We start from the raw sequence: 20,888 nt of genomic DNA, 5'->3' as shown, positions 1-20,888 counted from the left end.
TACACCGTTAAACCATAATCCGATTTCTGATAATCATGAAGTAATTTAAGCTTTTCAATAGTTGAATAACTTACAATGCAAAACACCCCCTAGGATTCACACTTTTATTATTTAAAGTGTCAACCCTAAGGGGTATTGTACGCACATGAGCTTAAAAAGTTAATTTATTAAATTATTTTGCTTCTGCACTAGCTCCGGTACTCTTGATACCTTCTGCTTCGATTTCTTCCAAAGTCTTACCCTTTGTTTCAGGAACAAAGAACTTAGTGAAGAGTACACCGAATACACAGATGATACCGAAGATTGCGAACACAGCTTCTTGTGGCATCGAGGCAGTCATAACTGGGAAAAGTAATCCGACTAAGAATGATCCAATCCAGTTAAATGATGATGCAAGTCCAGCGGCTTTACCACGAACTGCAAGTGGGAACATTTCACCAACGATTACCCAAGTAAGTGGTGCCCAAGTAAATGCGTAGAAGAATACGTAAATACAAAGGAATGTTAGTAGTAATAACGGATGTTCCGTACCAGTCGTTTTATTGATGATTGCTGGTAGCAAGAATGAAGCAGCCATGACACTACCACCCATCATAATCAATGAACGGCGTTTGAACTTGTCGGCAATGGCCATGTAAACCAATGAACCAACAACCAAGATAACCCCTTGGAGTACAGACCAGATAAGCGCATCTGAAGCATTGACTTTTAACGCACTTTCAACAATCAAAGGAATGTAGTAGAAAATAGCATTTGCACCTTGGAATTGTTGGAAAGCCGCAACCCCAACCCCGGCAATAACCAAGTAGCGATACTTACCAGTAAACAGACTTGCATAACTAACGCTCTTGTCAGTTGCTGAGTCTTCTTGACTAGCAGTTGCTTTGATATCAGCTAATTCAGAATTAATTTCTTCTTCACTATCACGAACATAGCTAAGAACACGACGTGCTGATTTTTCATCACCATTTTTAATCAAGAAACGTGGTGATTCAGGTAACTTCAAAACACCAAAGAACAAGATAACAGCAGGTACAGCAGCGAAAGCTAACATAACTCTCCAGCCCCATGCAGTTGGAAGTCCCTTAAAGATGTAATCCATAATATAAGAAATCAACATACCTGAAACAATCATAGTTTGGTTAAGACCATTCAAACGTCCACGGAGACGTGCAGGTGCTAATTCTGACATGTAAGGTGGTACCAATGCTGAAGCAGCACCAACGGCCAATCCAAGGAATACACGGATGATAATTAAGTAAAAATCACCATGATTAGGAGCAACCCCAGAAAGAAGTGAGAATACACAGAAGATAACAGCTGAGATCAAAATCATCTTTTTACGACCAAGACGATCAGAAAGTTGACCAGCTAAAGCTCCCCCGAAGATTGCACCAAGAGTAACCCCTGAAGTAATCCATCCTTGCATTGATGCGCTGATTGGAGCCCAATCAATTTTCAAGAATGGAAGTGCACCGGTCATAACACCGATATCATAACCAAATAAAATTCCACCAAATGATCCAAAGAAGTAGATGAACCAACTTGGAATACGCTTTTCTTGTTCCATTGCAATTTCTCCTTTATGAATAAGATATAATTGTTCATTCTTTAACACATAAGTCACATTACACGACTAATGTATTAAACCAACTAAAATATAATTGCTTTGTTCCGTTGCCCCACTAATAATATTTAACCTTAAATACAATTTTCGGTAACGTTTACATTTACTAGAATAAGGTATTTGTCCGTATAAATCAAGAGAAAAATTAAGTTATTTAACAAATATTGTAATCTGTTACGTGATTATTTACACAATTCAATGATTCAGGCCCCAGATTATACGTTTTCATCATTTTCATTTTTGAAAATTTATTCTTGCAATTATTAAACTTTACTGAAAAAACACGCTTACCAAAGTGGCAAACGTGTTTAATAGATTGAGTTTTAGTGTTTTGCGTGATCTTTTGACTTAGCGTTATCTTGACCATAATATGCGTTAGCACCATGCTTACGATAATAATGTTTGTCTAAGAGATATTGTGGTACATGGTTGTCTGAATATGGATTTAGCATCAATGTATGGTAGTTCATTTCAGCAACAACTTCCAACACTTTAGCGTTATGAACAGCATCTGCAGCATCTTTACCCCAAGTAAATGGACCATGTTGACTAACGAGAACTGCAGGGACAGCATCTGGATCAATTCCGCGTTCTTTAAAAGTCCGAACAATTACTTCACCAGTATTTAGTTCATATTCGCCTTCAATTTCGTCTTGTGTCAAAGCATCAGCAGCTGGAACATCCCCATAGAAAGTATCGGCATGTGTTGTACCAAATGCTTGTACATCTTTTTTAGCTTGTGCAAATGAAACTGCCCAAGGTGAATGTGTATGAACAACTCCACCAATATTAGGAAAATGATTATACAAATACATGTGAGTTGGTGTATCACTTGATGGGTTCATGTCACCTTCAACAACTTCACCCTTTAAGTTAACAACGACCATATCTTCAGGACGTAATTTATCGTAATCTACGCCAGAAGGCTTGATGACGAATAAACCAGATTCACGATCAATCTGAGAAACGTTACCCCAAGTAAATGTTACCAAATCAAGTTTAGGTAAGAGCATATTTGCGTCATAAACTTTTTGCTTTAAATCTTCAAGCATTTCATTATCTCCTTTTTTATCGATAAATTTCAATTACAGTGTAGCGCAATTTTAGATTAATCACAATCAACCTAATTCAGAATATTTTTGTTTCAAATATTGCTTTAGTCAAAAATCATTTAAACGTACAATCGGAACTGCCCATAATCCTGGACAATTCCGATTTTACAATAATGTTCAGAAAATTACTTTTAATTCATTTTCATTGATTCAACAGCTTGTCCTTCAACAGGTAGAGCTGCTTTGTAGTTATCGATAAATTTCTCATAGCCACGAACACTGACTGGTTCTGGTTCAAGCGTTGCACTTTCTTGAGAGCTAAATACTTCATCATCCAAATAGTCAGCTAATGATTGACCATCTTTGTGACTTTGAGCATATAAAGCTAAGACTGCCATCCCCCATGGACCACCTTCACCGGCATTGCTCATAACTGTAATTGGTGTATTCAATGCATCAGCTAAAACTTGTTGAGCAACAACTGGAGTCTTGAACAAGCCACCTTGGGCAATCAAAACATCTGTCTTGATATGTTCTTCACGCAATAAGATATCCATCCCAATCTTCAAAGGAGCAAAGGCTGAATACAATTGTACTTTAAAGAAGTTAGCTAAATTAAAGTTTGAATCTGGTTTACGGACGAACAATGGACGACCTTCAGGCATTTTAGTGATGTTTTCTCCTGAAAGGTAAGCAAAGTTAACTAAGCCACCACCATCTTGATCTCCTTTTAAAGAGTTATCAAATAGTGCTTCATATAAATCATTAGGCTTTTGTGGTGCACCAATAACTTTGGCAAATTCAGCAAACAGGCTAGTCCAAGCATTGATATCTGATGAACTGTTATTAGTGTGCACCATGGCAACTGGCGCACCGTCTGGAGTAGTAACCATGTCGATATCGCGATGCACTTTCTTCAATGGTTCATCTAACACAACCATTGAGAAAGCTGAAGTTCCGGCAGAAATGTTACCAGTCCGCTTACGAACCGCGTTAGTAGCAACCATCCCCGTACCAGCGTCCCCTTCAGAAGGTGCCATCAAAGCACCTCCTTGAAGTTGGCCACTAGGATCAAGCAATGCGGCACCTGCATCAGTTAAGGCACCCGCGTTTTCACCAGCAACTTTAACAGTTGGTAAGATTTCTTTAATGTCCCATGTGTATTGTTTAACGTTTTGTAGGGCACGGAACTTTTCAATCATGTCTGCATCATAGTCAGCAGTGTTTTCATCAACTGGGAAAATTCCTGAGGCATCCCCAATTCCCACCGTCTTTTCACCAGAGAGCTTGTAATGTACATAACCATCTAGAGTTGTTAGGAAATCGATGTTCTTAACGTGATCTTCTTTATTCAAAACAGCTTGGTACAAATGTGCAATGCTCCAACGTTCTGGAATATTGAAGTTAAATAGTTCTGTTAATTCACCAGCTGCTTGGCCAGTGATGTTGTTACGCCATGTCCGGAATGGAACCAAAATTTCGCCATCTTTATCAAAGGCCATGTAACCATGCATCATGGCACTGATTCCGATTGAACCAATTTTTTTAATGTTCACACCATATTTGTCTTTGGCTTCAGTTGCCAAATTAGCATAACTCGTTTGAATGCCGGCCCATACTTTTTCAAGTGAGTATGTCCAGATTCCTTGGTCGAGTTCATTTTCCCAAACAAAATCGCCTGAAGCAACTGTCTGGAAGTTGTCTGCTACTAATACCGCTTTAATTCGGGTTGAGCCAAGTTCAATTCCGAGCGATGTGTTACCGTTTTCGATAGCACTTTTAATTTGATCCGTATTCATGGAAGTAACCTCCGATTTAATTATGTTATTTACTTAGAAACGTAAAATGTTATCCGCTTACATTGTATGATATTTGTCCGTATAAATCAATACACATTCTAATTTATACGCAAAATAACCATATAAATTTAAATTCTTGTGAAATACAAAGCAAATTAACTAACCAAATAGAAAAGGAACTCAAGCATTTGCTCAAGCTCCCTAATATGTGTGTTGGTCTTATTATTGTTCTATGTTGATGCAGTGTTCTATGTGTATTAATTCTATGTGATGTCGCTATGTGTAATCCGAATTGTTTCTATGTGCCCACTTTTTATGTTTGTAATTGTATGTGTGTTTTGTTTATGTGTTCATTAACGTTTTTAGGGACATGACTCGCACAATCCCGCCATTACTGTGTGTATATTTTGTTATCATTGAATCTCATCTCCCTTTCCAGTTAGTTTCACCAAAGACACAAAAAAACGTCCTTACTAGGCTTAATTGCCTAATAAGGACGCTTTGCGTGGTACCACCTCATTATGTATACTTCTCACGAAATATACCTTACCAGGTACGGCCAGACTCGACGATACCTTGGCACTATAATGGGTGCAACCATTGAACACTCAAACTCGCATTCAACTCTCAGAGATTACTTTCAATTAAACTTCGTTCCTCATTCTCACCAACTACGAGGTCTCTTCAAACGTCATTTAATTTACTTTTCTCATCAAAGCTCTAATTTATCTTTAATGTTGTTTTAATAATACTCCAACCTGAATAAATGTCAACAAGTTATTGGTGATTAAGTGAACTTTGTTGGTTTTAATGGCTTCACTCACCAATTCCGTCACCTAATAAAACGCCAATAACGATTCAAACTGCGAATCATCATTGACGTTCATATTAGTGCTCCGAAATTATTCGGTGAGCTCAGTACTTATTTTCTTTAACGGCATCTCATCCCATCAACGTCTCTTAGCTTAAATAACAAAAAGCACAATTCAAGTTCGAATTGTACTTTCCGTTATTTTTTTGCTAATGCTCCGTTGATAACCGGAATGATCAGCACTTATTCCCTTAACGGATTCACAAAGCAAACATCTCCGTTTAACTAATAATGACCACCATCCAAAACTCGGATAGCGGTCATTATCTGTTAATACTCAATGTTTAAGCACTTTGTTCAGCACTTATTTATTTCTTTTCCACATTTTTCCCATCATATTCATCAATCATGATTTGTTTCAAATCAGCAATTAATGGTTCTACAGGGTTAGCAGTAGTTGTTTGATCTTCGTATGCTAATTCAGCCATTTCATCAACAACCTTGTCAAAGTCAGCCTTCTTAACACCATTAGCCTTTAAGCTTAATGGAATATCAACAGCGTGAGCTAATTTGATAAATTTATCAATGAAACCTTCGATTAATTCTTCGTTAGTGTTACCTTGAACTCCAACGTAACGAGCTAAGTCAGCATAATCATCATTGGCACGGAAGTATTCATACTTAGGCCATGGATTCATCTTCTTAGGCTCTGAGGCATTATAGCGAACGACGTGTGGGAATGTAATTGCGATACAACGACCGTGAGCCAAGCCGAATTCTCCGCCAAGTTTATGAGCAATGGCATGGTTAATTCCTAAGAAGGCATTACCAAAGGCCATCCCTGCAAGTGTTGAGGCATTATGCATGTTTGCTTTGGCTTCTTGATCACCATTATATGAAGCTTCAAGGTTATCAAAGACCAATTTAGCAGCTTGTAATGACCATGGACGAGTGTAATCTGATGCCAATGCTGAAACAAATGATTCTGTGGCATGGGCTAACACATCCAAACCTGATTCGGCAATTGTCTTCTTTGGAACTGTTTCGACAAATTGAGGATCAACGATGGCAACGTCTGGAGTCAAGGCATAATCAGCCAATGGGTATTTAACATGAGTCTTGCTATCAGTAATAACAGAGAATGGTGTTACTTCTGAACCAGTACCTGAAGTACTTGGAATAGCAACAAATTGAGCCTTGTTAGGAGTACCTAATTTGTAAGTTCTCTTACGGATATCCAAGAATTTTTGTTTTGCACCGAAGAAATCAGCTTCTGGATGTTCGTAGAATAACCACATACCTTTGGCAGCATCAAGTGGTGAACCACCACCAAGAGCAATAATTGTATCAGGTTCAAATTCACGAATTTGGTTCAATCCACGTTGAACTGTATCTGTCGATGGATCTGGTTCGATGTCTGAGAAAATTTCGTATTGAATCTTGTCACCGTTAGGACGGCGTTTTAATTCATTGACAACGATATCAGCATAACCATACTTAACCATGCTTGGGCCAGTGATTAACATAACCTTCTTAACACCTGGCATATCCTCTAAGTAACGAACTGATGTCTTTTCAAAGTAAACCTTTGGAAGTTTAACCCATTGCATATTATTACGCCTCTTTGCGATAGTTTTAACGTTGATAAGGTCAAATGCTGAAACGTTATGAGAAATTGAGTTTTTACCCCATGATCCAGTTCCCAAGGTAAATGAAGGAACCATTTCGTTATAAAGGTTACCAATTCCACCTAAAGCAGATGGAGTGTTAACAATTACACGACTAGCTTTAACTCTCACACCAAATCTCGTAATTAATTCATCATCTTCTGATTGGATTGCAGCAGTATGGCCTAATCCACCAAAATCAAGTAAAGCTTCACAAATCTTAATTGCGTCTTCTTGAGTCTTTGCACGGTAAACAGATAAGACTGGGCATAACTTTTCACGTGAAAGTGGTTCTTGTGGCCCAACTTCAGTCACTTCAGCAACTAACACTTTAGTATCATCAGGAACTTTGATACCAGCTAATTTAGCAATGGCGATTGCTGACATACCAGCGATAGGTCCCTTAACACCGCCACGTTTTTCATCAAACATTGCATCAGCTAATTTTTTGTGATCTTTCTTAGCGATAACAAATGCTTTGTGGTCAGTCATTTCTTTCATTACTTTGTCATAGATAACATCATCGATCACTGCACTATTTTCAGTGGCACAAATCATCCCATTATCAAATGTTTTTGACATGATGATATCGTTGACTGCACGTTTGATATGAGCAGTTTTTTCAACGTAAACTGGGCCGTTACCAGGTCCAACACCCAAGGCTGGTTTACCTGAAGAATACGCAGCTTTAACCATGCCTGGTCCACCAGTAGCAAGAATACTTGCAATACCATCATGGTTGATGATTGCAGTGGTTGCTTCCAAACTTGGTGTTTCAATCCATTGAATAATATCTTTAGGTGCTCCAGCATCAATCGCTGCATCGCGTAAAACACGAGCTGCTTCTGCACTTGATTTTTGTGCTTGTGGATGGAAAGCAAAAATAATTGGGTTACGAGTCTTCACAGCAATCAATGATTTGAAAATTGTTGTTGAAGTTGGGTTCGTAACTGGTGTGATTCCGGCAATAACTCCCAAAGGTTCTGCAACGGTAATCAATTGACGTTCGCGATCATCTTTAATGATACCAACTGTCCGTAAGTCTTTAATTGAATGCCAGATTTCTTCTGAAGCATACATATTCTTGATGGCTTTATCTTCCATCACTCCACGACCAGTTTCTTCCCAGGCCATTTTTGCTAAATGCATATGTTGGTCTAAGGCGGTCATCGCCATGTGGTGCACAATGTTGTCAATTTTTTCTTGGTCAAAGTCTTCCATCTTATCTAGGGCAACGTGTCCTTTTGCAACGAGTTCATCGATCATTGCGGTTACGTCGACTTCTTTGCTGTTAGGTTCTTTAATCATTGTATTCCCTCCATGTCATGTCTGAAATTAATTGTTAAGTTATTCACAAGTGCTATTATATTTTAGTTTTTTATATTTGTAAAGTACTTTGTTCAGAGTTTTTCAAAGTGGCTTTAATTGCTTATACCATAAGTTTTCATAGTTTCACAATCGAAAATGGACCAAATCAAATGATTTTGAAAAAGTTTGTGAATTACTGTACAAATTGTAATCGCTTACATTTAAGAAAAGCTTAAAAAATGACCTGAAAAAAAGTTTTTTCAAGGCCATTTTTAATTTGTTATTTAATTTTTTTGATTTCTTGAGGTTGATTATCACGTTCCATTAACTTCAAAAGTTCGCGTGCCTTTAGTGTCGTAATAATACTATCGACTGCAATAATCATTAGTTTCTCTTCAATCGTTTTACCACCCTCAGGGTCGAGTTCATGTCCTGACAACCGCTGATTCAGTAATTCAACGAAACTATCAAATGCTTTTTTGGGATACTTGTGTGAGGTAACTTGATTCATCCCCGACCGAATGACATCCAGTGGGTACGTCGATTTAAGTAGTGTAATAATCAAAATATCTGCAATGTGCATCACTTGATACTTCTTTTTAACTGGTGCTAAAATTACATTTTTCTTAACGTAATTGTTAACCATTGAAGACGTGATTAAATCTAAACCGAGTGAGCCAATAATTGAATTCACATATGCCACAACTTGATCCATATACAGTTCTAATTTTGGTAATTCGTCCCACTTGGGAAAATCGATGGTTGCCAAGGATTTTTCCCATTTGTGGTACTCTTCTATTTCTGCCATTATCTTCACCCATCCTTTACAAGTTATCGTAACTTAATCACCTAGTTTTGTAAACTAGTTATACTTAGAATTACGAGTTTATTCATTAGTCAACAAAGATTGTTTAATTAGCTCAGTGGTGAGGCTTTATTTGATGAAATAGAGACACCAGACCATCTCCGGTAAATACCGCTTAATGATTTGATATGGATTGTTTTCCTCCATGACATCTTCACTGACAATCGTGAATCGATATTTGTTCGCGACAAAGCGTTCATACGCACTGGCCTTGCTCCCAGCATAATGAATCGGCATCGTTAACTGCTGTTCTTTTAGATAATGGTTCATTAAGTTCGTAGTTGCAGGATGGATAATTGCTTTATTTTGATGAAAGTCAAAGTTAGAAATCAGCACCATTGGCTTTAATGCATGATGAAAGACCTGTTCAATTACGAGTCGATTCCAATATTCATAGCTGAGTTCCCGCCAACCAAAATCTTTTTGTTTACTCTGATATGCTGCCGGAATTAATAAATATTCTCCTTGATACTGTTCTAAATTAGCAATAATATCATCAAAATTATCATGGAGCACAATTTCATTTTCTTCTTCACCTGGGATATTTAGTGCTGCCGCATAGCTATCTGTTGCCTTAGGGCCTAAAGTATTTACAACTCTCATGATGTTTTCCTCATTTCAATCAAAATAAAAAACCGTCAGAAAATCACATCTGACGGCATTATTTTGTCAGACGTGAGCACGCAAAAACGGCGCCCACGTCTTTATTTACGTGGACGCTACCTAAATAGTAATGTGCTTGCAAGTAGTGTCATTTGATTTACCCCATTTAATTTATTGTCCATATTTTACCCAATTAACTATTAACTTGTCAAATTACAAAACAGCTTTGATGTCAGTCAAAATAGTAAACGATTTTGATATAACTGAGCATTAACAGGTCAAAAATAGTTAAAAGAAGGAAATTAGGTGACATAACCGGATAACTTGTGTTATTCTTCACATATGGCGCAATGCCTGTTAGATTAACTAATACAAATATCTGGAGGTTCACATTTATGAGTAATCGTTTGGATGGTAAAGTTGCAATTGTCACTGGTGGTACATTAGGAATTGGCTGGGCAGTCGCTCATCGTTTCGTTGATGAAGGTGCTAAGGTAGTTATTACCGGTCGTCACGCTGATGTTGGTGAAGCCGCTGCTAAGAAAATTGGCGGCCCTGATGTAATTCGTTTCATTCAACATGACGCTGCTGATGAAGCCGGTTGGGTTGATTTATTTGATGAAACAGAAAAGGCCTTTGGACCAGTCAGCACTTTAGTTAATAACGCTGGAGTTGGTTTAACTGGTTCGATTGAAGAAACCAGCACCGAAACTTGGCGTAAAATTATGGATATTAACTTAGATGGTGTCTTCTTTGGTACTCGTCTAGGTATTCAACGCATGAAAAATAAGAATCTTGGCGCTTCTATCATCAATATGTCTTCTATTGAAGGATTTATTGGCGATCCTAATTTGGGCGCTTACAACGCCACTAAGGGTGCTGTACGGATTATGTCTAAATCGGCTGCAATTGATTCAGCTTTAAAAGATTATGACGTTCGTGTTAACACGGTTCACCCTGGTTATATCAAGACTCCATTAGTTGATGGAATTGAAGGTGCCGAAGAAGGCATGTCCGATCGTTCAAAGACTCCAATGGGTCACATCGGTGAACCTGACGATATCGCTTGGATTTGTGTTTACCTTGCTTCTAACGAATCTAAATTCGCAACTGGCTCTGAATTCGTCGTTGATGGCGGATATACAGCACAATAAAAAAGGCTTTTCAAGTCGTTTAGCTCCTGAGCATTAATGATAAATACTGATATTGACTTCGTTCTTTGAAGTTGATGTCAGTATTTTTATTAAGCGACTGGAGTTGACGAGAAAAGCTGGATTATTATAGTGGTGCAAAAGTCGGTTAATTCTTGAAAACTAACATATAACGAACTCTTATTGCGCACCTTGCAATGAGAGTTTGTTTTGTTAGATGAAAGAATTGACTTTTAAACCCGGATTAAAAAAAGGCTTTTCAAGTCGCTTAGCTCCTGAGCATTAATGATAAATACTGATATTGACTTCGTACTTTGAAGTTGATGTCAGTATTTTTATTAAGCGACTGGAGGTGACGAGAAAAGCTGGATTGAGATAGTGGTGCAAACATCGCCACAGTATCTCCACTTACGTTGTGTTGTTGTCCAGTTAAATTTGTGCTATCTTACAGTTAATTAACACGATTACATATAGAGAGAAGCACAGCAATGGATAAAAGTGAAAAAATTAGAATCTTGCAAGATATGATTAAAATTAATACAGCTAATGGAAATGAAGCAGAGTTAGCTAAATATATTCAACACCTTTTAAAAATACATGATATCGACTCACAATTAATAAGTCATGGAGATAACTTGGACCGAGCTAACATCGTGGCAGAAATCGGACCCAAATCAAGTAACAAAGTTTTAGTGTTGGCAGGTCATTTGGACACGGTCGATGCTGGAAATTTGGAAAATTGGGGCCGCAATCCATGGAGCGGAGAGCTCGAAGACGAGATTGTTTATGGTCGCGGGGCAGCAGATATGAAATCTGGCTTAGCCGGCATGGTCATCACGTTGATTGAATTATCCAAAACTCAATTAACGAATCGGATTCGTTTTATCGGTACTGCCGGTGAAGAATTGGGTGCAGCTGGCTCAAAAGAACTAACCACACAGGGATATGTCCATGATGTTTCAGCCATGATTATCGGAGAACCAACCGGTGGAGACATTGTCTTTGCGCACAGCGGATCGATTGATTATACGGTTCATTCTCAGGGTAAAGGCGCGCATAGTTCTATGCCAAAACTTGGAATTAATGCCATCACTAACTTAGTTAAATTTATTACTGCCGAAGAACACGCCTTTGACGATGCACCAGAAAGCCCTGTCTTGGGACCATTAGTGCACAGCGTAACCGTGATTAATGGTGGTAATCAAGTCAACAGCATCCCCGAATCCGCCTACTTGGAGGGTAACATTCGTCCCGTTCCTGAATGTAATGAAGCGGATTCGATTGCACGGCTTCAAGCAATTATCACTGAATTGAATCAGCAACCCGATGTTAATTTGAGCTTAACCGTTAATTTTAGTTTCACCCCTGTTGTGAACGACCAGCATAGTGATTTCGTGCAAGCCATTCAAACGGCGCATTCTATGGCGTTTGGCAGTCCCGCCATTTTGAAAGTTATCCATGGCGCAACGGACGCCTCCGAATACATCAAGGATGACCACAAATTTCCAATGCTAGTCTTAGGCGCCGGTCAATGGGAAGATGCCCACAGTCTAAATGAATCAGTCACTCTGGATAATTATTTTAAAGTCATGGAAACTTACCGACAAGTTGCCTTAAATTGGCAAAACAATTAGGAGATTATGATGTTATACGAAACTACGTACAACTCCCCTATGGGACCATTATCCATCATTTGCAATCAAACTGCTCTCAAAGGAATTTGGTTTAAAGGCCAAAAATATTTTCAGGCATCAATCAATCATAATGCCATCAGTGAGCATGGCAATCAATATTCATCAATAGTCCATCACTGGTTAAACCGCTACTTTAACCAGGAAAATCCAGCTATTAGCGAACTCAAGCTTGCCCCTGAAGGCACTGATTTTCGACAAAAAGTCTGGCAAATTCTTCAGACAGTCCCTTATGGAGAAACAATCACCTATAAACAGATTGGTTTATCATTGGCAAAACAACCAATGTCATCCCAAGCCATTGGTGGTGCCGTGGGTCATAATCCCATTTCGATTATCATCCCCTGCCATCGAGTCGTTGGTGCTAACGGAAGTTTAACTGGTTACGCTGCTGGAATTGATACCAAAATTGCCTTACTACAGCATGAACACGCCAACTTTGATCATTTATTTAATCCATTAAAATAATTTCACGCAAAAAAATACTATTGAGCAAAAAAATGCTCAATAGTATTTTTGATTTAATTATTAAAATACGACCACTGGCGTACCTAAAGCAACTGCATTATATAATTTAGCCATGAATTCGGGTGGATTATTCACACAACCGTGGCTTCCATGGGTCTTGTACCAGTCACCACCATACTGTGGTTGCCATGATGAATCATGTAATCCAACCCCGGTATCATCGATTGGCATCCAGTAACTAACTTTCGAAGCATAGTCACTCCCATTATCGTTTTGGCCTCGTAGTGTGTAATCTTGTTGCTTGCTCCAAACACTATACGTTCCAGTTGGAGTATCATGCCCATTTGATGGTTTACCAGTCACAACATCTGAATCCAACACTAGTGAACCATTCTTGTAGTAATACTCGTGTTGATTTTGAATATCAACTTCAACATAAGTGTCACCAATATCAGAACTTCCATTCTTGTTGTAGCCAGAACCTTTCGTGGTAATCCAACGGTCAAAGCTCTTTCCGGCAGTAATATCTGAAGATAATTGCTTAACTTCGGATGCTTCATTAATAGTCCAGCCATACAGACCGCCACTAACAGACACAGTACCCCGTTTAGTTGAATTAAATTGACGAGTTGAACCATAAGTAGCGTACTTAGTATCAAGTTTATCCAAATATGCATCAACTTTGTCTTTATCAAGAGAAACATTACCGTTATCAATCTTAACCCAGCTAGTAATCTCTGCTGAAGATACATCGACCTTAGTGTCATTGTAAATTTTCAAAGTTCCTTTGACACTGGCAATTTTCTTCATTTGTGTATCTAATTTCTTGAACTGTGCACTATTTTCGGTCAAAGCTGGCTTGTTATAGGTCGACTTTAAGTTAACGGTCGTCTGGTTTTGATCGACACTTTTCTTAATCGCCGTCACTAATTTAGCAGTTTCGACTTTGTTACCTTGTGTTTCTTTAGTAGCAACCACTTTACCGTCTTTAAACGTTAAATTAGCATCCGTCGATGCTTTTCGATTGCCATTCAGACTATTCGCCGTTTTATCCGCAAACTGTTGTAAGACAGTTTCATTCACAAGCGCCTTACTATTAGGGATTTTACTTGAACTAACACCCAGCAGATGTGCTGGCCATGCCCAAGCATTTTGCGTACTCATAATCTTTTTCAATGTGTTACTAAAGTTCTGTTGGATTCCAACAGTTTCTTGTTTCTCAGTCAACACCGTTTTGCCATTTTCAGTTAATGAAAACTTAGCAGTTTTAATCTTTTCACTTAACAACTTGTCAGCTTGATTGGCGTTTTTTCCGGCAATCGTAGCCCCAAGGACAGTTGTTTTAGGCAAAAAGTGGTGTTGATAATACACTGATCCACCAATGTAAATGATAGCAAATAATCCAACAATTAAGCTTACGGTTATCCACAACTTATTCTTTTTCATCGCTGTTACTCCTCACCAAAATTCCACGCACTTAATAATAGTACAAATGTTCCCCAATTGGAAGAAAAAAGTTACGGATAACTTAATATCCATAACCTTTTGATAATTCTTTAACTTCCATGAATACGGTTTTAGTGAGCTATTCAGCATCTGTTGCAACTAGGCCACCGGCTAAATTATCCATGTTTGGATGTTCTGCGGTAACAACTAATTGTTCGTTAACAAATGCATTCAATCCAATTTCATACATTTCACGACCATAACCAGATTTCTTAACGCCACCGAATGGTAATTCAGGTAAGCTGACCATGAAATTATTGACAAAGACCATGCCAGTTTCGATTTGTGAAGCAACCTTTTCACCACGAGCAGAGTCGCCACTAAAGACAATTCCACCCAAGCCTAAGTCTGAATCGTTAGCTAAATCAATCGCTTCTTGATCTGAACTAACCTTATAAACTTGAGCTACTGGTCCAAACATTTCTTCAGAAAAGGCTGGATTATCAGGTTTTACATCAGTCAAAATAGTTGGTTTGAAGAATTGACCTGGTAAATCAATTGGTTCGTTGCCATAGTATAAGTTGGCACCTTTTTCGATAGCCTCATCAACTTGACCTTGTAATTTTTCCTTAGCCTTTTTCGAATTCATTGGGGCTAATGATGTTTTTGGATCCAGTGGATCACCAGGTATGACTTTGGCAAAATTATCGCGTAATTTAGCTAAGAATTGATCGTACAAATTATCTGCTACGATAAAACGTTTAGATGATGTACATACTTGACCTGCATTGTAGAGACGAGCTCTCCAAGCAATGTCAGCTACGGTATCAATGTCCGTGTCATCGAGCACGATAAATGCGTCCGTTCCACCTAATTCCATGGTACTTTTCTTCAGATTATCGCCAGCTTCACGAGCCACACTACGCCCGCCACGTTCGGAGCCAGTCAAGGCAACCCCTTGAATTCGACTGTCTGCAATAACTTCAGAAACTTGGTCATAGTTCAAGAATAGGTTCTTCAGACTAGCATCCGGAGCAGAAGATTCATGAACAATCTTTTCAAATGCTAGTGCCGAGCCAGGAGTAATGGCCGCATGTTTGAGAATCATTGGATTTCCAACCATAAAGTTAGGAGCGAACACACGCATAATTTGATAGTAAGGGAAGTTCCATGGTTCAACCATTAATAACACACCTAATGGGTGTTTCTTAACTTGTGCTTTACCAGTCGCCATGGTTTCAATTGGTGTAGATTGTAATAAACCGGTACTATGGTCAGCAAAATAATCTGCAATCATGGCACATAATTCAACTTCACCTTGAGCTTCACGTAATAATTTACCCATATCGGTCGTAATTGCCTTAGCCAATTCATCACTATGCTTGCGCATTAAATCAGCAATTTCATGCAATTGAGCCTTACGAGTTTCAGGACCTTCTAATTCCCATTTCTTAAATAGTGCCTGAGCATTTGCCAGTGCTGCTTCAATTTCTTCTGGAGTAGCATCTGGGTATTCATTTACAACTTCATTGGTATATGGATTAACTGTTTTGTAAGCCATTTTGTTTCTCCTCAATTAATTGTTTAATGCTGAAACAACGGTTTGCGACATTCAAAAAAATTTCGGTACCGTTTTCATTACGGTTTTATTGTATGTCCTTATTTGTCCATAGTCAATCAAAAACGGCTAAAAATTTAACTTTTTTCACAAGTGACCAGTTATATACCATTTCCACCATGCCGGCATTTTTAGAAGATGTATATTTTTGATTGTGAAAATTTAAGCAAGCCTACTACTCACCTAAATAGTTAACCACCTAATTAAAAAGAAGCATTTTAATACAATGATTTTTATTGATATTGTTCGATGAATTTATCGATTGTCGTTTGGTTATTCGCTCGAAATCCATCCTGCAAATCTATTTTTTTATTTTGGCCCATTTTTTCTAAGTAAGAGGCGCTCTCATCAATTCCGCTGCTCATTGAGGTTGTAAATGGAATCACAGTTTGGCCGTTAAAGTGACCAGTTTCAAAAAAGGTATTGATAAACATAGGAGGCCGATGATCCCAGGTTGGAAACCCTAAGAAAATAACTCGGTATTTCGATAAATCTGGTAAGTTATCAATTCTAGGATGAACATTATTATCAATCTGGTCCTTTGAAACTTCAGCTAATTGTTGATAATCATCAGGGTAGTTCGGTGTTAATTTCATCTCAACAAGATCACCACTAACTTGTCGATGAATATATTTGGCTGCTTTTTCTGTGGCACCCGAGTTTGAGTAATAAATAGTTAGGATTTCATCTGACTCGTGCTTATTATTTAATTGTTGTTTGTTATTATTGTTTTCAAATTGATTCATAAAGGAACTTCCTTTCTTCACTGCGTAATTTGCATACTGTCTTATTCCAAAAAATACTAAAATGATGGCGAATAAACTGCCAATCACTGCAACCCTCTTCATCTACTTCCCTCTTTCATCGTTCAATAGCTGCATCATAAACCTTGAAGTTCACTCGAAGGCAAGTATATTTTGGGAAAAATTAAAAAAGCCACTAAATCCTCAGATTTAGTAGCTAAATTTATTATTAGTTTTACTTAAATTACACCTTGTGCGAGCATTGCTTCGGCAACTTTTTTAAAACCAGCAATATTGGCACCAGCTAAATAATCTTTACCAAAGCCATATTCCTTGGCAGCTTCAGCAGATTGGGTATAAATGTCTTGCATGATTTTTTCAAGTCGTTGATCTACTTCTTCAAATGTCCAAGATAAGCGTTCACTATTTTGACTCATTTCAAGGGCAGATACTGCAACACCACCAGCATTAGCAGCCTTAGCTGGTCCAAGTAATACGTTGGTTTCGTGGAATACTTGAACGGCTTCAGGGGTACATGGCATGTTAGAACCACAGTTAACGACTGTTGCACCATTGCTAGCGAGACGGGTAGCTTGATCTTTACCAATTTCGTTTTCAGTAGCACAAGGTAAGGCCACATCATAAGTTAAATCAAAGTCCCAAACTGAGCCTTCATGGTATTCAGCAGAGGTAACTCGGTCTGCATATTCTTTAATCCGTCCTCGTTCAACTTCTTTAATTTGTTTAACAATTGTATAGTCAATTCCATTTGGATCATAAACGAATCCGTTTGAATCTGAAGCAGTTAAGACAGTTGCTCCTAATTCATTGGCCTTTTGGATTGCATAAATTGCAACGTTGCCAGAACCAGAGACCTTGATTCGTTTACCATTTAAGTCTTCGCCTTGATCTTGAAGTAAGGCTTGAGTGAAATAAAGTAAACCAAAGCCAGTAGCTTCAGTCCGAGCTAAGCTTCCACCAAAGGTCAAACCTTTACCAGTTAAGACTCCATGTTGATAACCACGAATCTTACGATATTGGCCATAAAGATAACCGATTTCACGACCACCAACTCCAATATCACCTGCCGGTACATCGATATCTGGTCCAATATGACGTTGTAATTCCGTCATAAAGCTTTGAATAAATCTCATGACTTCGCCATCAGATTTTCCCTTTGGATTAAAGTCACTACCACCTTTTCCACCACCAATTGGTAGACCAGTGAGACTATTTTTTAGCACTTGTTCAAAGCCCAAGAATTTAACAATTGAAAGGTTGACACTTGGATGTAAGCGCAGGCCACCTTTATATGGTCCAATTGATCCATTAAACTGAACCCGGAAGCCACGGTTCACTTGCACGTTACCTTCGTCATCTACCCAAGGTACTCTAAATTGAAATGCACGCTCAGGTTCAATCAGGCGTTCAATTAAGTTAGCTTTGATATATTCTGGGTGTTTTTCCAACACCGGCGTAATTGTACCAAAGAAATTATTAACGGCCTCTAAAAATTCTGATTATTGTGGATCTCTTTGCATTAGTGACGTTTTCACGTTAGCTAAGTATTCTGTTGCTTCTGACATCTGTATCATCCTTTCAAACTTGATTGACAATAGTTATATCATATTAAAAAATAATTAGAATATATAAATTCACAATCGCTGTTAAACCTGGATTTCGTAAGTTATCAGTCTTTATTAGTTACTTTTCTTCATTTAATTTTAATTTAAAGTATATTGAATTATTGATAAATTAACAAACTTTTATTCTAATTTTATATAGAGTTTTTAACTAAGTATTAGTTACACAGATTTGTCATGAAATCAATTACACCCTAGCAATTGGCACAAATCAAACTATCATTTTGACTCAGATAGGGTTAAAATTTCAAGATACGAATAAATTAGGAGTTAATCAATGAATAAAATTTTAGAAGCACAGTTTTTTGTTAAAGATTTATCCGATTCGCAAAAAGCGGTAATTACAGACATGAATCATTACATCAACGCTGGTATGAATAGCGACAAACACTCGGTGGCAATTATTCAAGGAGCCGCCGGCACTGGTAAATCAGTAGTTCTGATGGAATTGGTTCGTCAGTATATGACTGATAAGCGCTACAAAACAGCCTTAGTCGTCAATCATCCAGAATTATACAAAGCTTACCAGGATCTTGGTGAATCCATTCCTAACATGAATGTTAAATCAATCCGTCGTCCAACCGCTTTAATCAACGATGCTCAAAAGAATCATAAACATTACGATGTGATTTTTGTGGATGAGGCCCACCTGTTCTACTCTAAATCAGAACCTTATGCCCATTATCGTGGAGAAAATCAACTCACTGATTTGATGAATCTTGCCAAGGTAGTGGTGGTTGTCTATGATTTTGCGCAAGTGTTCCAATCAAAAATGTACTGGGACGAAAAGCTCCTCTTCGACACAATCGGGAAACATCCATATAAGATGTTCGATATGAACTTCCAATATCGGATGGTGGCTAGTGATCAACAAGTCGCTTGGATGGACGATTTAACTGCCGAAAAGCCAATTACAGACTTTCCTGACAATAGTGAATTTGAATTTAAAGTCTTCGATACTGCGGGGTCTTTATTTGAAACTGTTAAAAAGCGCAATAAAGAGTTTGGAATGAGCCGTGTGGTTGCCACGTCAGGTTTTCCACGAATTGATGGGCGACATAACGTCGAAATGGATACGTTTAGTTTGCCATGGGATGAATGGGATCCACAACGGACGCACTGGGCCAAACGTGAAGGCTCAATCACGCAAGTTGGTACGATTTATACTTTACAAGGCTTTGACCTAAATTATGTGGGTATGATTATTGGTCCTTCATTTGGTTACGATGCAAAAACCGATACCATGACGATTATTCCTGAAAAGTACTCTCATAAAGAGATTTTCAAAAAGCGTAAAGATAGAAAATTTACCCAAGCTGAGTATAAAGAATTCATCGCAAATGTGTTGAACGTGTTAATGAAGCGTGGTAAGTATGGTTTATATCTGACAGCTTATGATGATGCTTTGCGTGCGCGCTTGCTTGAACTGTCAAAAAGTATCAATTAATTTTAACCAATGTGAAATACATTCATTGAACATGGGAGGTTTAACATGCAGATCACATTCCTACAACAGCAAATCACGATTTGGATATTATATTTTTTCGCATATTCAATTGTCGGATGGCTATGGGAAAGTAGTTACGTCAGTGTTCGCACCCATAAATGGACGAATTCTGGTTTCTTGATTGGACCTGTTGTGCCTGTCTACGGGTTCAGTATGATGGCTCTGTTGGCCCTGATTGAACCATTCAAACAAAATATACTCTCACTCTTTATCTTCAGCGCGTTATTAGTGACAGTTATCGAATATATAACTAGCTGGCTGATGGAAAAACTATTCAAAGCTCGTTGGTGGGATTACAGTAAAATTCCATTAAATTTAAATGGCCGTGTTGCCTTACCAATTTCATTATTTTGGGGCTTTGGTGTGGTCATAATCGTTAAATTTATCCACCCGATTATTTCAAGGATGATTGAACAAATCGCCACTAACTACGGCATTCTGACCGTCGTAATCATGATAGCAATCATCATGTTCGATTGTGGCTTTACGATTGCTAATGCTCTGGCATTTGGCGCTGCAACCAAACGAATTGGTGATACCATCGAAAGCACTAAATTAGATTTAAAAAATCGGTTGGCTGCCGACAATTCACTTCTCAACCAAAACAAAAGCTGGCTGGAAGAATATCGCCAACATCCTAGCGATGAAAACTTGAGCCTTAATTTCGTTCAACGACGCTTGTTGAAGAATTTTCCATCAATCAAGTTAAATAATACTAGTACTTCAGTTCCCGATATCATTAAGATGTTAGACGATTTACGTAAACGTAAGTAAATTGATTTTCATGTCTTTAATCCAATGTAACGAAAAAAGGGTTCTACAATATTTGGTACTGATAGAGATTCACTTTGTGAATTTATACTGGTGCCATTTTCTATTATCAAGTAAA

14 protein-coding genes, 1 pseudogene and 1 other annotated feature are annotated in these 20,888 nt (G+C 38.1%); of the genes and pseudogenes, 5 read left to right on the top strand and 10 right to left on the bottom strand.

The window, feature by feature from the left end:
- Window positions 1–172: 172 nt before the first annotated feature.
- The 6 genes from FFM59_RS06580 to FFM59_RS06555 all read right to left on the bottom strand — a co-directional run bounded on the left by FFM59_RS06580 (window position 173) and on the right by FFM59_RS06555 (window position 9,732).
- Window positions 173–1,570, bottom strand: coding sequence for a sugar porter family MFS transporter (locus FFM59_RS06580; protein ID WP_137602257.1), 1,398 nt, complete (start codon window positions 1,568–1,570; stop codon window positions 173–175).
- 380 nt (window positions 1,571–1,950) lie between these two features.
- Window positions 1,951–2,679, bottom strand: coding sequence for an L-ribulose-5-phosphate 4-epimerase (locus FFM59_RS06575; RefSeq protein WP_137602256.1), 729 nt, complete (start codon window positions 2,677–2,679; stop codon window positions 1,951–1,953).
- Window positions 2,680–2,870: 191 nt separating this feature from the next.
- Window positions 2,871–4,478 (bottom strand): xylulokinase, encoded by a 1,608-nt coding sequence (locus FFM59_RS06570; RefSeq protein WP_137602255.1) that lies wholly within the window; start codon window positions 4,476–4,478, stop codon window positions 2,871–2,873.
- Between the two features lie 489 nt (window positions 4,479–4,967).
- Window positions 4,968–5,203, bottom strand: a binding site (T-box leader).
- Window positions 5,204–5,657: 454 nt separating this feature from the next.
- Complete coding sequence (adhE, locus tag FFM59_RS06565) at window positions 5,658–8,264, bottom strand: bifunctional acetaldehyde-CoA/alcohol dehydrogenase (RefSeq protein ID WP_137602254.1); 2,607 nt, start codon at window positions 8,262–8,264, stop codon at window positions 5,658–5,660.
- A 280-nt stretch (window positions 8,265–8,544) separates the two neighbouring features.
- Entirely contained in the window at window positions 8,545–9,072 is a 528-nt protein-coding gene (locus FFM59_RS06560; protein WP_137602253.1) for a DUF1836 domain-containing protein, read from the bottom strand.
- Window positions 9,073–9,198: 126 nt separating this feature from the next.
- On the bottom strand, window positions 9,199–9,732 hold the full coding sequence (locus FFM59_RS06555; RefSeq protein WP_137602252.1) for a hypothetical protein: 534 nt from the start codon (window positions 9,730–9,732) through the stop codon (window positions 9,199–9,201).
- Between the two features lie 395 nt (window positions 9,733–10,127).
- Here FFM59_RS06555 and FFM59_RS06550 point away from each other — a divergent pair, with 395 nt between their 5' ends.
- From FFM59_RS06550 to FFM59_RS06540, 3 genes are all read left to right on the top strand, one after another.
- Window positions 10,128–10,886, top strand: a complete 759-nt coding sequence (locus FFM59_RS06550) for an NADP-dependent (R)-specific alcohol dehydrogenase (RefSeq protein WP_137602251.1) — start codon at window positions 10,128–10,130, stop codon at window positions 10,884–10,886.
- Between the two features lie 485 nt (window positions 10,887–11,371).
- Window positions 11,372–12,517: an ArgE/DapE family deacylase gene (locus FFM59_RS06545; protein WP_137602250.1), complete on the top strand. Its 1,146-nt coding sequence runs from the start codon at window positions 11,372–11,374 to the stop codon at window positions 12,515–12,517.
- A gap of 6 nt (window positions 12,518–12,523) precedes the next feature.
- Complete coding sequence (locus FFM59_RS06540; RefSeq protein ID WP_371858086.1) at window positions 12,524–13,042, top strand: methylated-DNA--[protein]-cysteine S-methyltransferase; 519 nt, start codon at window positions 12,524–12,526, stop codon at window positions 13,040–13,042.
- 60 nt (window positions 13,043–13,102) lie between these two features.
- Here the strand turns inward: FFM59_RS06540 and FFM59_RS06535 are convergent, their stop codons facing one another.
- The 4 genes and pseudogenes from FFM59_RS06535 to gdhA all read right to left on the bottom strand — a co-directional run bounded on the left by FFM59_RS06535 (window position 13,103) and on the right by gdhA (window position 18,435).
- Window positions 13,103–14,488: a L,D-transpeptidase family protein gene (locus tag FFM59_RS06535; protein ID WP_137602249.1), complete on the bottom strand. Its 1,386-nt coding sequence runs from the start codon at window positions 14,486–14,488 to the stop codon at window positions 13,103–13,105.
- Between the two features lie 139 nt (window positions 14,489–14,627).
- Complete coding sequence (locus tag FFM59_RS06530; RefSeq protein ID WP_137602248.1) at window positions 14,628–16,049, bottom strand: NAD-dependent succinate-semialdehyde dehydrogenase; 1,422 nt, start codon at window positions 16,047–16,049, stop codon at window positions 14,628–14,630.
- A 290-nt stretch (window positions 16,050–16,339) separates the two neighbouring features.
- Entirely contained in the window at window positions 16,340–16,954 is a 615-nt protein-coding gene (locus FFM59_RS06525; protein ID WP_137602247.1) for a flavodoxin, read from the bottom strand.
- A 134-nt stretch (window positions 16,955–17,088) separates the two neighbouring features.
- A pseudogene (gene gdhA / locus FFM59_RS06520) lies at window positions 17,089–18,435 on the bottom strand (NADP-specific glutamate dehydrogenase).
- Window positions 18,436–18,769: 334 nt separating this feature from the next.
- On the opposite strand from gdhA, the gene FFM59_RS06515 reads away from it, so the two are divergent.
- Window positions 18,770–19,939 carry a DUF2075 domain-containing protein gene (locus tag FFM59_RS06515; protein WP_137602246.1) on the top strand — a complete coding sequence of 390 codons (1,170 nt, stop codon included), beginning with the start codon at window positions 18,770–18,772 and terminating at the stop codon, window positions 19,937–19,939.
- Window positions 19,940–19,984: 45 nt separating this feature from the next.
- The gene (locus FFM59_RS06510) at window positions 19,985–20,773 is read left to right on the top strand and encodes a putative ABC transporter permease (RefSeq protein WP_137602245.1); all 789 of its coding nucleotides are present in this window, start codon (window positions 19,985–19,987) and stop codon (window positions 20,771–20,773) included.
- The last annotated feature ends 115 nt before the right edge of the window (window positions 20,774–20,888 follow it).

This window comes from Paucilactobacillus nenjiangensis (genome assembly GCF_005405445.1).
GTDB classification, from domain to species: domain Bacteria; phylum Bacillota; class Bacilli; order Lactobacillales; family Lactobacillaceae; genus Paucilactobacillus; species Paucilactobacillus nenjiangensis.
The sequence above is the reverse complement of the archived record's forward strand: the minus strand, read 5'-3'. Positions and strand labels throughout refer to the sequence as shown.

Coding starts and splice junctions, on each gene's coding strand:
- FFM59_RS06580 (WP_137602257.1), bottom strand. CDS start 1,570: ATGGAACAAGAAAAGCGTATTCCAAGTTGGTTCATCTACTTCTTTGGA.
- FFM59_RS06575 (WP_137602256.1), bottom strand. CDS start 2,679: ATGCTTGAAGATTTAAAGCAAAAAGTTTATGACGCAAATATGCTCTTA.
- FFM59_RS06570 (WP_137602255.1), bottom strand. CDS start 4,478: ATGAATACGGATCAAATTAAAAGTGCTATCGAAAACGGTAACACATCG.
- adhE (WP_137602254.1), bottom strand. CDS start 8,264: ATGATTAAAGAACCTAACAGCAAAGAAGTCGACGTAACCGCAATGATC.
- FFM59_RS06560 (WP_137602253.1), bottom strand. CDS start 9,072: ATGGCAGAAATAGAAGAGTACCACAAATGGGAAAAATCCTTGGCAACC.
- FFM59_RS06555 (WP_137602252.1), bottom strand. CDS start 9,732: ATGAGAGTTGTAAATACTTTAGGCCCTAAGGCAACAGATAGCTATGCG.
- FFM59_RS06550 (WP_137602251.1), top strand. CDS start 10,128: ATGAGTAATCGTTTGGATGGTAAAGTTGCAATTGTCACTGGTGGTACA.
- FFM59_RS06545 (WP_137602250.1), top strand. CDS start 11,372: ATGGATAAAAGTGAAAAAATTAGAATCTTGCAAGATATGATTAAAATT.
- FFM59_RS06540 (WP_371858086.1), top strand. CDS start 12,524: ATGATGTTATACGAAACTACGTACAACTCCCCTATGGGACCATTATCC.
- FFM59_RS06535 (WP_137602249.1), bottom strand. CDS start 14,488: ATGAAAAAGAATAAGTTGTGGATAACCGTAAGCTTAATTGTTGGATTA.
- FFM59_RS06530 (WP_137602248.1), bottom strand. CDS start 16,049: ATGGCTTACAAAACAGTTAATCCATATACCAATGAAGTTGTAAATGAA.
- FFM59_RS06525 (WP_137602247.1), bottom strand. CDS start 16,954: ATGAAGAGGGTTGCAGTGATTGGCAGTTTATTCGCCATCATTTTAGTA.
- FFM59_RS06515 (WP_137602246.1), top strand. CDS start 18,770: ATGAATAAAATTTTAGAAGCACAGTTTTTTGTTAAAGATTTATCCGAT.
- FFM59_RS06510 (WP_137602245.1), top strand. CDS start 19,985: ATGCAGATCACATTCCTACAACAGCAAATCACGATTTGGATATTATAT.